At 35.8% G+C, this 16,517-nt stretch carries 16 protein-coding genes; 11 read left to right on the plus strand and 5 right to left on the minus strand.

Translation table 11 applies throughout. From position 1 onward, the window contains the following. Positions 1 to 158: 158 nt before the first annotated feature. The 5 genes from AB3M96_RS07105 to AB3M96_RS07125 form a co-directional block, all read right to left on the minus strand. Positions 159 to 1,223 (minus strand): hypothetical protein, encoded by a 1,065-nt coding sequence (locus AB3M96_RS07105; protein WP_412966878.1) that lies wholly within the window; start codon positions 1,221 to 1,223, stop codon positions 159 to 161. Beyond that, positions 1,201 to 1,974 carry a CPBP family intramembrane glutamic endopeptidase gene (locus AB3M96_RS07110; RefSeq protein WP_412966879.1) on the minus strand — a complete coding sequence of 258 codons (774 nt, stop codon included), beginning with the start codon at positions 1,972 to 1,974 and terminating at the stop codon, positions 1,201 to 1,203. Before AB3M96_RS07110 ends, AB3M96_RS07105 begins: the two co-directional genes overlap by 23 nt. A 9-nt stretch (positions 1,975 to 1,983) precedes the next feature. Next, complete coding sequence (locus AB3M96_RS07115) at positions 1,984 to 2,427, minus strand: MarR family winged helix-turn-helix transcriptional regulator (RefSeq protein WP_412966880.1); 444 nt, start codon at positions 2,425 to 2,427, stop codon at positions 1,984 to 1,986. 109 nt (positions 2,428 to 2,536) lie between these two features. After that, positions 2,537 to 3,535, minus strand: coding sequence for an inorganic phosphate transporter (locus AB3M96_RS07120; protein WP_412966881.1), 999 nt, complete (start codon positions 3,533 to 3,535; stop codon positions 2,537 to 2,539). A 14-nt stretch (positions 3,536 to 3,549) separates the two neighbouring features. Beyond that, positions 3,550 to 4,170 carry a DUF47 domain-containing protein gene (locus AB3M96_RS07125; protein WP_412966882.1) on the minus strand — a complete coding sequence of 207 codons (621 nt, stop codon included), beginning with the start codon at positions 4,168 to 4,170 and terminating at the stop codon, positions 3,550 to 3,552. A 324-nt stretch (positions 4,171 to 4,494) separates the two neighbouring features. Between AB3M96_RS07125 and AB3M96_RS07130 the strand changes: the two genes are divergently transcribed. The 11 genes from AB3M96_RS07130 to AB3M96_RS07180 all read left to right on the plus strand — a co-directional run bounded on the left by AB3M96_RS07130 (position 4,495) and on the right by AB3M96_RS07180 (position 16,503). Next, positions 4,495 to 5,241 (plus strand): hypothetical protein, encoded by a 747-nt coding sequence (locus AB3M96_RS07130; RefSeq protein ID WP_412966883.1) that lies wholly within the window; start codon positions 4,495 to 4,497, stop codon positions 5,239 to 5,241. Further along, positions 5,234 to 6,307 (plus strand): DUF3419 family protein, encoded by a 1,074-nt coding sequence (locus AB3M96_RS07135; protein ID WP_412966884.1) that lies wholly within the window; start codon positions 5,234 to 5,236, stop codon positions 6,305 to 6,307. The genes AB3M96_RS07130 and AB3M96_RS07135 overlap by 8 nt, the downstream gene beginning before the upstream one ends. Further along, positions 6,304 to 7,329, plus strand: a complete 1,026-nt coding sequence (locus tag AB3M96_RS07140) for a hypothetical protein (protein ID WP_412966885.1) — start codon at positions 6,304 to 6,306, stop codon at positions 7,327 to 7,329. The genes AB3M96_RS07135 and AB3M96_RS07140 overlap by 4 nt, the downstream gene beginning before the upstream one ends. 11 nt (positions 7,330 to 7,340) lie before the next feature. Beyond that, on the plus strand, positions 7,341 to 8,021 hold the full coding sequence (locus AB3M96_RS07145; RefSeq protein WP_412966886.1) for an iron-containing redox enzyme family protein: 681 nt from the start codon (positions 7,341 to 7,343) through the stop codon (positions 8,019 to 8,021). 298 nt (positions 8,022 to 8,319) lie between these two features. Continuing rightward, a complete protein-coding gene (gene hpaB / locus AB3M96_RS07150; protein ID WP_412966887.1) occupies positions 8,320 to 9,762 on the plus strand; it encodes a 4-hydroxyphenylacetate 3-monooxygenase, oxygenase component in 1,443 nt (480 codons plus the stop codon). 243 nt (positions 9,763 to 10,005) lie between these two features. After that, complete coding sequence (locus AB3M96_RS07155) at positions 10,006 to 12,012, plus strand: transglycosylase domain-containing protein (RefSeq protein WP_412966888.1); 2,007 nt, start codon at positions 10,006 to 10,008, stop codon at positions 12,010 to 12,012. A gap of 143 nt (positions 12,013 to 12,155) precedes the next feature. After that, a complete protein-coding gene (locus AB3M96_RS07160; protein ID WP_412966889.1) occupies positions 12,156 to 12,626 on the plus strand; it encodes an SAM-dependent methyltransferase in 471 nt (156 codons plus the stop codon). 48 nt (positions 12,627 to 12,674) lie between these two features. After that, positions 12,675 to 13,172, plus strand: coding sequence for a hypothetical protein (locus AB3M96_RS07165; RefSeq protein ID WP_412966890.1), 498 nt, complete (start codon positions 12,675 to 12,677; stop codon positions 13,170 to 13,172). A gap of 124 nt (positions 13,173 to 13,296) precedes the next feature. Continuing rightward, positions 13,297 to 13,827, plus strand: coding sequence for an NfeD family protein (locus tag AB3M96_RS07170; protein ID WP_412966891.1), 531 nt, complete (start codon positions 13,297 to 13,299; stop codon positions 13,825 to 13,827). Positions 13,828 to 13,840: 13 nt separating this feature from the next. Continuing rightward, complete coding sequence (gene floT / locus AB3M96_RS07175) at positions 13,841 to 15,370, plus strand: flotillin lipid rafts scaffold protein FloT (RefSeq protein WP_412966892.1); 1,530 nt, start codon at positions 13,841 to 13,843, stop codon at positions 15,368 to 15,370. A gap of 137 nt (positions 15,371 to 15,507) precedes the next feature. Then, positions 15,508 to 16,503 (plus strand): DoxX family membrane protein, encoded by a 996-nt coding sequence (locus AB3M96_RS07180; protein ID WP_412966893.1) that lies wholly within the window; start codon positions 15,508 to 15,510, stop codon positions 16,501 to 16,503. The last annotated feature ends 14 nt before the right edge of the window (positions 16,504 to 16,517 follow it).

Here is a 16,517-nt window from a genome sequence, read left to right on the forward strand (position 1 = left end):
GTTTAAGTAAACAATTAAGAATATTAATGCCCTATACAGTGATTTTTTTCGATTAATATAAGAAAACAAAAGAACTCACATCCCTGATAGCCTTTCTACATGTATATTAGAAAATATACAGAATAGACTAGCCTTCCAAGAGTGAGTTCTCTATCTGCTTAATTTACTTCTGTTACGGAGTTAAGCATGTGCTGAAATTTATCTTTTTCATCAACGGTTACATACAATTTTGTAATTTCTTTTTGTTTTCCGAAAGGAAGAATTGCTATTGTTGGTTCTTTCAGTTCAATTTCAAATTGCGGATCTTCTTCAAAGAAATCAGGAAGTGTGATAGCAAAGCTATTTTTTTCGCGATTTCTACTTTTCTTATCAGTTATTGTAGAAGATACTGATTTAATATTATCTAAGTTAACTTCGATTCCTCTACGAACCCCTACTTGAGCGTAAAGTCTACCATTTGATAATACGATAGGAGAAAGGCGCACTGCATGATAGTCTGCAATAATCCATAGCAACGCATATACATCAAAAGCAGTGAATATCCAAGCAGCGGTTGTACTCCATTGAGCGATTAAGAAATGAACTCCAATCACCTCAATGACCATCGCATGAACTAGCATAATGAAGATTCCAAAATACCCTGACTTTGTATGAAAAGAAAATACCTCTCCGACGTTCTCGTTTGGTTGCCATTTCTTTTTCCAGACAAATAGTCCATAGTAAAAGATTGAGAAGTCAAACACTAGAATGTCTGCAAACTTTTTCTGGCCAAATGTTTCACGGAATGCATTACGTAGAGTAGTCGAAAAAAAGAAATCTAGCTCTTTTCTTTTTTTGTAGTTCCTTATAAGCGTTGGAATTTTACGTAATAAAATAATACCTAGTGCCAATTCAATAGCGATAAAAATGGCTTCTAAGGCATAGATACTATATTTAACGTATGAGAAAACAGCAAGTTCATGATGAGGAACTATGAAGTAGGAAAACCAGAAACCACCAATTACTACTGGAAGTAGGGTAATAATGGAGAAACGGTTTCTGACGACTAAAATATAGAAAAACAATGGAAGGACAATGGTTAAGTCAATTAATGAAGCAATAATCATCAAATCATCAATTGGGCCAACAATATCTGTTGTCATCACAATATAATTACAACTAAGAATTGCTAGAGCAATTAAGATGAAGATAATAATTGTTTTACTTTTTGATGATTGTACCATGTAAACTCCCCCTTTGTTTATTTGAATTCATCTGTATTGGATACCAAAGCAAGTGAAACAGAATATGAACAACAATTGCTGCGAATATTCCTGCTTGTAGGAATGCAAGACCACACCATATCCCTACCCAAATATTTCCACCAAGAGCATAGATCATGATCGCAGGAGTCTTTTTCAATCCCATAGATGAGATTCCAGGTACATGAGCTAGTGCAAATAGGATACTTGAAATGAGTATGGCAACCCAAATGAGAATATTATTGTTTGTACTTAGGATCATTGAGCCTAGCCAAATAATAAAACCCATTATTCCAAGACGGAAAATGATTTCCTCAATAACTCCCCCATAAAAAATACGAGCACCAATGCCCATGTTTTGATAATGCTGTTCAATTTTATTAAAAGAATCCGCATCAACAGCTCTCTTAAAGATAAAGTAATAGGCTGCGATATTTGCAATGGAACAAATAAGACCGTAGGTTACCCCGGTTTGCATCAGCTCGGTAAAATGTTGCCAACTAAATGTTCCATCTAAAATACCTTTTGTAAATGGGTCAACAAGGTTCGTTTTAATTGCAAAAAAGGAACCTGCTAAAGAAAAAAGTACAACAGCAAGAATATGTGTAATAACTCTGGTTAGTAATGGTATATCCTCTTCAGAAGAAGATAGAATCTTCTTCTCTGAACTTAGCATAAACAGAATACCGGGAATACAACTAATAGTCAGTAAGAGAGTGAGAAACCACACCATAATCGTCACCTATCCTTTATCATTTTCGTCTGTAATGATTGTATGGAGCTTCTCAATGACTGCTCTAAATTGAACCATTTCATCTGTTGTTAATTTTGAAAAATACTTATCGATGACTCTTTGGTCAATCTTGTCGTACTCTTCATAAAGCTTTAGGCCATTAAGTCCAAGTGAAATAAGAATTTCACGACGATTCTCTGGGTTGATTTCTCTTTTTATGTAATCTTCTTTTTCAAGTTTATTAAGCAATTGACTCACGGCACTTGCAGTAGTATTCATCTGCAGGGCTAATTCATTAACTGTAATTGTCTTTGCAATATGTACAAATTGAATTAACATTGATTGCTTTGGCGTTAATTCGTATTGGAGAATAGATTCAAATTCTCTAAGTAAGAGTGAGTTAACTTTATCTAATAATTTAAATGTTTCTTTCGTGTAATTTTTAATATCCATAATTAACCCTCCTTTATAATTAAGTATAATTAACATTTTAGTTACCTTAAATATATTGTAAACTTAAATATAAATTTTGGCAACAAAAAAAGGCGGCATTTGCCACCTTTTAGAAAAAAATGTTAATGATTTGATAAATTAAAGCTGCAAGTATTGCTGATATTGGAAGTGTAATGACCCATGTTAACACAATTTTACGAGCAACTCCCCATTTAACCCCTTTTACACGTTGTGCAGATCCAACACCCATAATTGCTGAGGAGATGACATGTGTTGTACTAACAGGGAGATGAATTGTTGTTGCTCCGAATATAATTAATGCGGATGATAGGTCGGCAGCGGCACCATTAACAGGTCTAATTTTCATGATTTTACCGCCAACTGTTTTAATAATCTTCCATCCACCAATTGATGTTCCTAGTCCCATTGCAGTTGCTGCAGCAATACGTATCCATAAAGGAATGTCTGTGGATGTTGTAAAACCACCAGCAATTAATGCCATTGTCATGATACCCATTGCTTTTTGTGCATCGTTTGTACCATGAGTAAAGGCTTGAAGTGAAGCTGTGAAGATTTGAAAAATACGAAATCCTTTATTGGTTTTATAGAGGGTCGTATTTTTAAATATAGTTTTAAAAAGACTCATCATTAGGAATCCAACAGCTAATGCAATAAATGGAGAAATTATGAGTGCTTGTAATATTTTTATAAAGCCTCCATAGTTTAGGATTCCCACACCTGCTGCGGAAATGGCAGCACCTGCAATAGATCCAATTAATGCATGTGACGAACTACTTGGGATTCCGTAGTACCAAGTAATCAAGTTCCAGGCAATAGCGGAAAGGAGGGCAGCCAAGATGACAACTGTCCCATTTTCAATCGCAAAAGGATCAACAATGTCCTTTGTAATTGTTTTAGCTACTCCTGTAAAGCTTATTGCTCCCAGAAAGTTCATAGATGCTGCGAGTACTATTGCAACTCTAGGTTTTAGAGCCTTTGTAGAAACGCTAGTAGCAATTGCATTAGCAGTGTCATGAAATCCGTTAATGAAGTCGAATGCTAGTGCAAAGAAAATAATTAAAATCGTTAGTATAAATAAAGTATCCATCTATTAAGATCCCCTTACGCATTTCGCATGATAATTGTTTCGAGTGTATCAGCAACATCCTCACAGTAATCAGAAATACCTTCGAGAATCTCATAAATTTCCTTTAGTTGAATTATTTTAATTGGGTTTGTTTCTTTTGTAAAAAGTTCTTTAATTGAAGTACGTAAAAGTTCATCACAATGAGATTCGTAATCATTAATTTTAATGGCATGTGTTCTCATATCTAATAGTTTCTTTGCGGATAAAAATTCTATTGCATGGAAAATCTCGATTGTGCTTTTGTGAATGTAATCAGCGTACTCTCTCATATAGTCATCAATTTCTGTCATTGTATACATATCAAAACGAGATGCACATTGCTCCATACCATCAAGAACATCATCCATTTTCATTGCTAACTGTAGGATGTCCTCACGCTCGATCGGTGTAATAAAGGATTTATTAAGTGCAGTGATTAATTTATGGATGATTTCGTCCCCTTTTTTCTCAAAACTCTTCATTTCGGTAGAGAACGTAGGTAAATCACTTACATCTTTAATCTTAAATTGAACAAAGTAATCAGCTGCCTCTTTAAGATTTGTGGAAATAGCAGTAAGTGACTCGAAAAATACATCCTTTTTCTTCTCAAACAACATAGTGTTTTGCCTCCAATAAAAAAATGAAATCCATTGTTTATTTTTATCTAAAACTGTCGAATTTACAACTTATTTTCACTGAATTTACAAAAATGTAATATTTGACGAATGTCTTTTTGTGGTGTCAGGCACCACAAAAAGACATTTTGATCAGTTTGTCCACCTCAGGCGGACAGTTTAAGATAGGCGATTTGTTTATTTTTAAAAAGTTTTATAAAGTAACTTGAAATATATTCATAAAAGTGTAAAATTACACATAAGGTGTTTTTGAGTGTAATTTTACACTTTTAGTAACTGACTGTTTATTAAAAGGAAGGGATAGAAATGAAGTGGAGTTTAGATATCGAGACAAAACAAACAACTTCTGTAAGTAAGCAAGAAAAAGTTGATATGGTTAGATTCTCACAAAAAGTTAGTAAGATACAGGATTCTTATATAATGGACCGGTTTACTATGTACAACAGTGTAGTAAGTGCGAGAATGGCCGGTAGGTTATGTGCATTCCAATTCATTCAAGAGTTCCAACATAATGATGAAATTTTTGTCTATTATGGACCAATGTTTTCAAAGATGAGTTGTTTCTTGGACTTATTTTTAACATCCCTTAATGATGCAGTGGTAAGACATCAAACCAAAAACATTCATCTTTTAGCTGAAATACAAAATCCAGAGGTACTAATCCTTTTTAAAGCGTTGTTCGAAGATTATGCATATCCAGCCTTCAAACATGTCGGCATACCAGATGAAAATAAGAAAAAGGTTGCGGTCTTTTCACAGTATCTTAGTCATATTCAGAACATAAATTTTAAACAATTCACATCTCAATCGGAAGAAACACTGTATCAGAGCAGGCAAATTCATTCTTCTCTTGAGTCCTGGTTACGTTTGAGAAATATAGATTTCACTTCTGGAACTAATATTTTACTTTACGCAATGGTTCCACATGAAGATGGTGGAAGGATGGGACTGCTTAACCAACTGAAAGTAGGAAGAGAAAAAATGAGTAACTGGAAGACGACAAAACACGAAATTCTTAAACGTTTTGAAGAAGGGGCTACGAACTATGTTTGATTTATTTTTTTCGCAGATAAGAGAAGATAGTTTAGTAGAAAGAGAGATATCCAGTATAGAGAATCCCAAAAAACTAGTCGTAGTCGGATCAGGTGGGTGTACTGCTTTCTCACTATTAAAGGATGACATTAAAGAAGTTATTTGTGTGGATTATAATCCTGCTCAATGTGCCTTAATCGAATTAAAAAAGATTGCTATTCAGCACTTAGGCAGACAAGAATATCTGGCATTTATAGGTGAGACACCTGATGACAGACGTATCGAGACGTTTCGTTATTTAGAGCAATATTTACAGGAGTCCACAAGGAATTACTGGGAACATAAATCTGAATCCATACAACAAGGTATTAATCACTGTGGTGTGAACGAACGTTTTTACAGGTTTATTGGAGAAAATATCTGCAGAAATCTTTATGATGAATCAATCTGGAAACTACTTTTTGAGTCGAGGGACCTGGGAGAACAAATTGCCTTTTATGAAAAGTATCTAACAACACTTGAATGGCAGACAACTGTAAAGATTTTACTAAGCAAAACCACTCATCTTCAATTCTTTCCGACCTTTATGTTCACTAATGCAAGTGAGAATGATTTTGGAAATTTCTTTATGAAGCAATTTGAGAAAGAGGTCACTACGAAACAAATTCAAAATAATTATTTTCTATCACAAATTTTATTCTCATCTTATTTATACAATGAGCCAGAAGGCCTTCCATATTATATGTCTGAACACGGCTATGAAATTGTGAAGCGAAATATTGAAAAGGTTCATATCTATAACGAAGCTCTTCACTCACTTTTACAAAAAGTGAATTCTATTGATGCATTCTATCTTTCCAATGTTTTTGATTGGGCTAGTGAAAAAGATAGGGTGCAAATATGTAATGGCATACTGGAGGCGAAGTCTACTGATGCGATTGTATTATATCGCAATATGTTAAGCACAAGCCGATTACCAGATTACTTTAACAAGAATTTTATAGTTGATAAAAAACTATCATCCTACTTTGAACAATTAGAACGATCCATGCTGTATCAGAAAGTAACAGTGGGGCGTTTAACATGACATATTTATTGGTTGAATTAGATGAAACCTATAATGATGAATTGATAAAACTATCATTCACCACAAACACTGGGTCTGATTTGTTTTATGTAGATCGTGTACCCAATTTCTTTCATTTATCCAACGGGTTCGGAGAGACGAGGCAGTTTGGATTATTCAAAAATAAAGAGTTGATTGGCAGTGTTGCTGTAAGTATGCATTATCGTCTCATTGGGGGGATATGCACAAAAACGTACTACTTGAATGACCTGCGAATACATCCAAGTTACCAAAAGACCTTGGCTTTTTATCGGATGTTTCAACAATTACATTCGATATATGAGAAGGAAGGCGAGGTTAAATGGATGTTTTCCACAGTATTAGACGGTAATCAAAATTCATCATCGTTTACAAAAGATACTGACATACTGCCAAGAGGTAAACCAATTGGTAAAACAGTCCATATTGGAATTCCACTGTTTATACCTCTGAGACAAAAAAATGCTGAATATGATATTGAAGAAATAAAGGGACACGAAGCATGGCCAATCTTTCAAGAGCTGTCCAAAGGCAAAAACTTTGCCCCTTGCGATAAAAGACTTTTTCTTGGAGAGAATGATATCTTCCTAACCATAAAAAATAGAAAAAATGAACCTCTGGCGCTTTGTAAGCTTGTTGATCAGTCTGCAGCAAGGAAGTTAAGGTACTCAGAAAATGCACCTCTATCTTTTAAAATTCTTAATTTACTATGTCGCTTAACTGGTTGTCCTTCTTTACCGGGGAAGGATGAAGAATTTAAACATGCGTATATGGCTTTTTATGCTACTAAAGATAGCACATATGATTACCGAGAGGCATTTCTTCCCTACATTCAGAACCAGTATAAACATCGATACACCTATTTGTTTTTCGGAGTTTCAGAATTACATGCTGTTACATGGAGGAAAAGACTTTTTCACATTGAGTTATCATCTACAACATATGGCTATGGTGACCTTCCAGGAGATACTGTAATAAATTTTCACGAATTAACATTAATTTAGGAGGAATAGAGATGGAGAGATTTATAGAATTAAAAAGAGTTACCGAAGCAATGTTTGAAGCTGAAAAAATAGAGGAACATCCTTTGTTTGTGGCTTTAAAAAACGATGAATTTAGTGAGCAACAACGAAAGGACATTGCACTTCAGATTTATCAGGTTGTTCTTTATTTTCCAAGATTCCTATCAGCGATATTAACAAACATGTCTGACTACAGAATGAGAATGCCGCTTGTAGAAAACTTATTTGAAGAACATGGGAAAATGAATGAAAAGTATGTTCATAGTGTTACGTATAAGGAGTTTTTAAAAGGAATCGGAGTTTCAGATTCAGAAATAGAAGAAAGTGAGCCGATTATACCGGTAATAGCGTATAACCGTGCATTAACTGATTTATGTCTTCATTATCATTATTTAGAAGGATTAGCCGCCCTAGGGGTTATCGAAGAGATTGTTGCACGTGTCTCACCTATTGTTGGTCAATTTGCCAAACATAATTATGGAAGTGAAAACAAGTCACTTGTGCATTTTACAGACCATGAAGTGCTTGATGTACAACATGCAAATGAAATCTACGAGGTCGTTGCTACAAAATATGAGGGAGAATGTAAACAATTGATAGAAAGAGGTTTGCAGTTAGGTATGTACTATCATTCTAAAATGTATACTGACATTCTAGAATTTTATCGGAGGTAGGCAGGGATGAGAGCTGATTTGCACTATTACTGATACTAGAGAGAAACATAGCTTATTGATGGGATGTGAAAATATATATCTAAGGTTTAAAAAAGCGGTCAGGATGTCTAGTCCTGGCCGCTTTTGAATTGAAAGTGTCCTCCTGAGAAGGACAAATTGCACGAAATGTCTTTTTGTGGTGCCTGACACTACAAAAGTACACTGTCCGTAAATGCTGGCACATCAATATTTCGGGTGCCTACACGGTATGGTTTGGTGTTGCATATTTTAGTGTAGTGATTTTTTGGAGGTGCGGGTGTTGGGGATTATATCAGGGAAAGAGTATATTGATCGTATTAATAAGCTTCAATCGGATGTATGGGTTGAAGGGGAGCGAGTTAGCGGAAACATATCTGAGCATCCAGCTTTTAAAGGGATTATGAAAAGTCAGGCAAAGCTCTATGACCTTCAATTTGATAAGAAAAAGCAAGGTATAATGACATACACTTCACCCATAAGTGGAGAAAAAGTAGGAACATCATATCTAATACCAAAAACAAAGGAAGATTTAGAAAGAAGACGGCATATGATTCAAGAGTGGGCGAAGAGCAACCTTGGGATGATGGGACGATCTCCAGACTATATGAACACCGCGCTAATGGCAGTAAGCGCAGGCGCTGACGTTTTCTCTTCGAACAAACCGGAGTTTGCCAGGAATCTTGTAAGGTTTTATGAGGAAGCTAGGGAAAATGATTATTCATTTACCCATACCTTTATAAATCCACAGACAAACAGAGCCCTTTTTCATTTCGAGGAAGATGACCAAATTATTGCAGCAAAGGTAGTCGATCAAAATGCAGACGGAATTGTCATTCATGGAGCTAGGTTGCTTGCTACGCAAGGAGGGATTACAGATGAGTTAATCGTTTTTCCCTCTGGAGGTAATCTACAGGGAAAGGAATTTGCGTTTGCATTTTCAATCCCAAGCAACACAAAAGGACTCTCCTTCCTCTGCCGGGAGTCGTTTGCTTACCGTGATTCAACGTTTGATCATCCACTAGGTGCAAGATTTGAAGAAATGGACACTGTTCTTGTATTTGACCATGTGCTTGTACCATGGGAAAGAGTGTTTTTGCATGAGAATATGGAGTGCGCAAACAAGATGTACAGCGAAACAAGCTTTTTCCCTCTAGTTCTGCACCAGGTTATTTCAAGACAAGTAGTTAAAACGGAAAGTTTACTAGGAGTAGCCCAGCTTCTTGTAGATACAATCAACATTGGGGAATACCAACATGTCCAAGGGAAAATAAGTGAGATAATTGTTGCGCTTGAGACGTTAAAAGCATTGCTGTACTCCTCTGAACATCATGCTTCTTTTGATAAATGGGGGACCATGGCACCGGAGTTAAACCCTTTATACAGTGCGATTAACCTATTCCCACGACTCTATCCGCGCTTTACTGAAATACTACAGCTATTAGGTGCAAGCGGGTTAGTGTCAATTCCTACTGAAAAAGACTTTGCATCCGCAAAAAGAGAAGATCTTGAAAGGTATCTTCAAGGAACAAATACCAATGGCCATGAACGTGTAAAATTGTTCAGACTTGCCTGGGATATTTGTTTAAGTGCGTTTGGGTCAAGACAAACACTGTATGAACGTTTCTTTTTTGGAGACCCAATTAGATTAGCCAGCAATTTATATCGTAGCTATGACAGGACAGACTTTACGAGTCGAATTCAAGAATTCTTAAAAGAACGGTAACTTATTCGTGGTAAGAGATATGAAAAATCAGCAAACCTAATCAATATGGTTGGTGAGGATGAAATTGGGAAAGTGAACCTTTCCCTTTGTCCCACCTAGTTAAAGGGATAAATTTTCCTACAAATTGGTAATTGTACATCCCCCATAAAAAGAGATTTCTAACGAATCAATATATGTAATGCTCTATAGCGTAAAACATTAGTTAAAGACATCATGAACAAACTTATATGGAGGACGTATTGAATGAATGGAAAATTCGTTAAAATTATTTCCGAAGCTGGAAAAATGAAAATCTTCCTCTTATTAGCATTGGTATTTATTTTATTCGTAACAATTGGTGTAAATATGTACATTAATAAGCAGGATGTAAGCTCATTAAATAATCCACTTCCAGAAGAAACCATCATCTATGATAAGCATGGGGAGATTGCGAGTAAGGTACCTGGACCCAAAATAGAGGCTGTTGATTACGAGCAAATTCCTAAACATGTTATAAATGCCGTGATCGCAATTGAAGACCATAGATTCTACAAACATCCCGGTGTTGATTATATCGGGATTTTCCGTGCCCTTGCTCGGAATTTAAAAGCGGGTGGAGTGGTTGAAGGTGGAAGTACGATTACACAACAGCTTACGAAAAATGTGTTTTTGACTCATGACCAAACATTAAAGCGTAAAATTGATGAGTTTTTCCTCGCACAAAAAATAGAGCGTACTTTTTCTAAAGAAAAGATTATGGAGATGTACTTAAACCAAATATATTTTGGTGAAGGAGCATGGGGAATTAAAAATGCTGCCCTTGTGTATTTTGGAAAGGAAGTTAATGAATTAACAGTAAGTGAAGGGGCAATACTTGCTGGATTAATTAAATCACCTTCCAAGATGAACCCTTTAATAAATGAAGAAAAGTCTCTTGAAAGAAGAGACCTTGTACTAAGTATGATGGAGCAGCATGGATTTCTCACAGCTACAGAAGTACAAGAAGCAAAAGCACAACAAATGGAGTTTAAAGGTAGACAGATTGATCCCTATAAAGGGAAATATCCTTTTTATGTAGATCATATTATTGAGGAAGCGATAAAACGATATGGTTTAACGCAAAGTGAAGTAATGTCAGGAGGACTGCATATTTACACGGAGCTGGATCAACATATGCAAAGTTCTGTTGAAAATGTATTTGCAAACGACAATTTGTTCCCTGCTTCTACTGAGGATCAGCTGCTTCAAAGTAGTGCAATCTTAATTGATCCTAAAACTGGGGGGATAAATGCATTAGTTGGTGGACGTGGTGAACATGTTTTCCGAGGCTTTAATCGTGCTACTCAGTTAAAAAGACAGCCAGGTTCAACAATAAAGCCTCTTGCAGTTTATACGCCTGCTATAGAAAGCGGGTATAGTATATATGACGTACTCCCAGATAAGCCAATGTCCTTTAATGGATATGAACCTCAAAATGTTTCGGGTAGGTTTAAAGGCAGTGTTACAGTGTATGATGCTGTTCGTAATTCTGATAATGTCCCTGCTGTTTGGTTATTAAATGAAATTGGGTTACGAAAGGGAATAGACTCTGTTGAAAGATTTGGTTTACCGATTACCGAAGATGACCATAATCTAAGTCTTGCATTAGGGGGACTTCATACAGGTGTTGCACCTGTTCATATGGCAGAAGCATACTCGGCTTTTGCAAATGAAGGAAAAAAAACTGAAGCACATGCCATTACAAAAATAGTAGATTCAAAAGGTAATATTATTTCAGAATGGAAAGAAGAGCCAAAACAAATCCTTAATCCTGAAGTTGCAAAACGTATTACCTTTATGCTAAAAGGTGTTGTTGATAACGGGTCAGGCAAAAATGCCAAAATGGATGGTAGAGAACTTGCAGGTAAAACAGGTTCTACTCAAGTAGGAATTAAAGGTGTTAGCGGGACAAAGGATATTTGGATGGTTGGCTATACACCTGAGATAGTTGGAACTGTATGGATGGGCTATGACAAAACAGATGAAAAACATTATTTAACTACAACAAGTGCTACAGCGGCAACTGTTCTCAAAGAGATTATGCAACAATCACTGGCAAACGTCCCATCGAGCTCGTTTAACCTACCATACTACCAGCCACCTGTTAAACAAAGAACAGAAGAGCGAAAAGAAGAAAATGGTAAAGCTAATAAGAAAGAAAAGAAAAACGGTAAAGGTAATGGCAACGGTAAGGGTAAGGGTAAAAAAGATAAAGTTGACGATGATGATTAAGCCTTAGGCTCCGGAAAACGGAGTCTTTTTTTTTTCGATTGATGTATATAAGAAAACCTTATTAATAGTTATAGTAATTTAGTCCTTTATTTATTTTAATTTGTAAAGTATTGTAGAAATAGGAAGAATGTGGGGGTGAAACGATGGAATTTAGGATCAAGTCTATTGGAAGCGTTAGTAACGAAAGAACAGAAGTAAAGGATGACTTTTGGGGTGGTATCGTTTCAACGATTACACTCGATAAAAATCAGTTTACTAGTGATGTAACAAAGGGGTTGGATGGATTCTCACATTTAGAGGTTGTGTATTTTTTCCATAGAGTTAATCCAGAGCGTATTGAAACAACTGCCAGAAGACCACGTAATAATCCAAATTGGCCTGAGGTGGGCATCTTTGCTCAACGTGCAAAAGGTCGTCCTAATTTGTTAGGAGTTAGTTGCTGCAAATTAATAAGCGTAGATGGACTCACATTGACTGTTGAAGGTCTTGATGCTATTCATGGTACACCTGTTATAGATATCAAACCATATATGAATGAATTTGCTCCCCGAGAAGTAGCTAATCAACCAAAATGGTCTAAAGAATTAATGAAGGACTATTATTCTATAGAATAAATCACTTAGGAACAATGGAAAAAAATTAAATAAGTTGGTGCTATCTCTATGAAAAAAGGAATTCTTTTTGCGTTAGCTTATTGCTTGTTTATTTTATTAGCAGTTGGAATAGGTCTCTACTATTCTACCTTTGATGTACCAAAAAATAAGGCAATTGAAAATGTGAAGTATACCCAAGTTACTCAAAGTTTTCAAGAGGCTCTTAAGAAGGAGCAAGAGCGGGTTGAAAAAAGGAAGGCAGCAGAGGATCCAGATAGATGGAAGCCTTCGCCGGCATTTGTATTAACAGCTATTTCAATTGGAGCGATTGCGGACATTGTAATCGTCATTTTATGGGCTAGACATGAAAATAAGAAAAGAGATGAAAGTAACTCAATCCATATTAGTAAAAAGCGAATAACTGATTCAAAACTATTTTGGTGGATTATTGGACTAGGTATTGTTCAAAAAAAGAATGATCGTTTAATAATTGAATGGAAGTACATAGTAGCATATATTGTGCTCGGATTCCTCTTAAAAGTTTGGATTTCAAAGGAGCTTTTTTAATTTTCGACATAAAAGATAAAAATTTTTATTTTTTGATAAAATGAAACTTTTTACATATCTATTTCGTAAATGAAAGTATCGGGTAAAGAAGTAAGTCATTAGTTTTTAATATGGAGGTGAAGCTATGGAATTATTCGGATATGACATCCAAACAATCTATCTTTTTGGCTTAGTAGTTAGTGGAGTATGTACACTTCTTCTCATTTTATTTGGCGATTTTCTTGATGGTTTGTTCCCTGACAGCTTCCTGAGCCCCACACTTGTTTTTTCTTTCCTCACATTTCTAAGTGCATCAGGTTACATTTTTGAAAAAATATTGTCTTTTACTAGTTTAATTACCTTTCTTATTGCTCTTGTATTAGCATTTATATTAGTCACGTTACTTAATGTTTTTGTGTTAATCCCATTATCTTCGGCTGAGGAATCAATTGCTTATAAAGAAGAAGATTTAAAAGGGAGAATTGGCCGGGTAATTACTTCAATACCTGTCGATGGGTTTGGAGAGATAGTTATCGAGGGTATTAGCGGGACAATTGCAAAATCTGCGAAAAGCTTTAATAATGAGCCGATTCCTTATGATGAAAAGGTTCTTGTTATAGATATAAAGGAAAGCGTAGTCTACGTTTTACCGTATCAAAGTATGAATCAATATTAAAGGGGGAAACCATATGTCAACTGGAATTTTAATTGTAATTGGAGTTGTTGCATTTTTACTATTAGCTCTCATTGGTGTATTTGTAACAAAGTACAAAACAGCTGGACCTGATGAGGCGCTAATCGTTACTGGTAGTTATTTAGGTGGAAAGAATGTGCATGTTGACGAATCAGGAAACCGTATTAAAATTGTTCGTGGCGGCGGTGCATTTATATTACCAGTTTTTCAACAATCAGAGCCTTTAAGTCTATTATCTAGTAAATTGGATGTTTCTACACCTGAGGTATACACGGAGCAAGGTGTTCCTGTTATGGCTGACGGTACAGCAATTATCAAAATTGGCAGTTCTATTTCAGAAATTGCTACAGCAGCTGAGCAGTTCTTGGGTAAGCGTAAAGAAGACCGTGAAAACGAAGCACGTGAAGTACTAGAAGGACATCTTCGTTCTATTCTTGGTTCCATGACAGTAGAAGAAATCTATAAAAACCGTGAGAAGTTCTCTCAGGAAGTTCAACGTGTTGCTTCACAAGACTTAGCAAAAATGGGTTTAATGATTGTATCGTTTACAATTAAAGATGTACGAGATAAGAATGGCTATCTTGAGTCTTTAGGTAAACCTAGAATCGCACAAGTAAAACGTGATGCTGATATTGCAACTGCAGAAGCAGACAAAGAAACACGTATTAAGCGTGCTGAAGCAGACAAAGATGCGAAGAAATCAGAGCTGGAGCGTGCAACTGAGGTTGCGGAAGCTGAAAAAATAAATGAGTTAAAACGTGCTGAGTACCGTAGAGAGCAGGATATCGCAAAAGCTCGTGCTGACCAGGCATATCATTTAGAAGAAGCTCGTGCAAAACAAGAAGTTACTGAGCAACAAATGCAAATTCAGATTATTGAAAGACAAAAACAGATTGAGTTAGAAGAAAAAGAAATTCTACGACGTGAAAAGCAATATGATTCAGAAGTTAAAAAGAAAGCGGACGCTGATCGTTATGCGGTTGTTCAAGCTGCAGAAGCTGAAAAAGCAAAACAATTAGCAGAAGCAGATGCAAATAAATATCGAATTGAAGCAATGGCAAAAGCGGAAGCAGAGAAAATCCGTATTGATGGTCTTGCTAAAGCAGAAGCCCAAAGAGCACAAGGGGAGTCTGAAGCTGAAATTATCCGCCTTAAAGGTCTTGCAGAAGCGGAAGCAAAACAAAAAATTGCGGAAGCTTTCGAACAGTATGGAAGAGCTGCAATCTTGGATATGGTTATTAAAATGCTTCCTCAATATGCAAAAGAAGTTGCTGCTCCATTATCTAATATCGATAAGATTACAGTTGTTGATACGGGTAGTAGTGGTGAAAACGGTGGAGCAAACAAAGTTACCGGCTATGCAACTAACTTAATGTCATCACTACAAGAGACATTAAAAGCTTCATCTGGTATTGATGTAAAAGAGATCATTGAGAATCTTTCAGGAAAAGGCAACGTCAAAAACAGCATTGATAACCTCACTGAAGAATTAGCTCAAGCAAAAAAAACAGAGATTAGTGAATAATACAAACAGCCGATTTGTCAATTTTGATGAATCGGCTTTTTTACGTTCGTTAAAACAATAAGTATGATTACACTTATCGCATATTTCTCCTTGTGGAGCAAACAATAAAGCTATCAACAACACAAAGGAGATTATTCATGAAAAAAGGCTGGATTGCATGTTTTGTAAGTGTAATCACTCTTACACCAATTATTACGTTAGCACATGTTAAATGGTTCACTAAGGTTGAACCGAAAAAAGAGACGATAGAACACATCTTATCTCCATTATTCATGACTGTTGCACTCTTAGTGGCGGTAGTATTAGCAGTACTTCCGCAGTTTCTTCCAAAATTAATGGAAATTCCATATGCTAAGAAGATTGATAATAAGCTCGATTATTTTCGTAAATATTCCAGATACATTTTAAAATATGGTACTGCATTAGCTTTAATTGTTCAGGTTATGTCAGGAACAATATTTGCTCCGGAGTTTTATATCATTGAGACTTGGGAAGTCATTCTAGCATGGCTTGCTATTATATTATTGGTGATTCCTATTCATTACGCAACCAAGGCAGGAGCAGTACTATTGTTACTCTTATTTATAAATGTACTTAATCAAGTTGGAATCTTTCATATGCTCGATTACGGTTTCTACATAGCCATTATTTTTGTCTTATTAATTGGTAAAACAAAGCTCGAAAACTGGGGTTTTCCTTTCCTATATTTAGGAACAGGACTTTCATTATGCTGGGTGGCGGTAGAAAAATGGGTGTATCCAGCCATGAGTTTAGATATTATTCATAACCATGGGGTACCTACCTTTGGTTTTCCACCTGAAGCATTTATCGTACTAGCAGCATTTATTGAATTTGTGGTGGGGTATTTGCTTGTAGTGGGTGTGCTAAACAGAATTCTTTCGTTCATATTAACGTTAATCTTTATTTCCACAACCATGTTATTTGGCTACACAGAAGTTGTAGGTCATTTAATGATCCATATTGTACTGGTTATCTTTATTATCGAAGGTGTATCGTTTTATCACCCTCCAATCCGAATTCACAAAACCATACTAGACCAAATGATATTCGTATTCTTAAACTTCCTATTTGTTTTAGCAACATTTATTCTTATCTATTATCGGTTTGCTTAAAATGGCTCTCTGTT

The sequence above is a fragment of the Ferdinandcohnia jepli genome, assembly GCF_047246645.1.
In the GTDB taxonomy this organism is placed as follows: Bacteria; Bacillota; Bacilli; order Bacillales; family Bacillaceae_L; genus Ferdinandcohnia.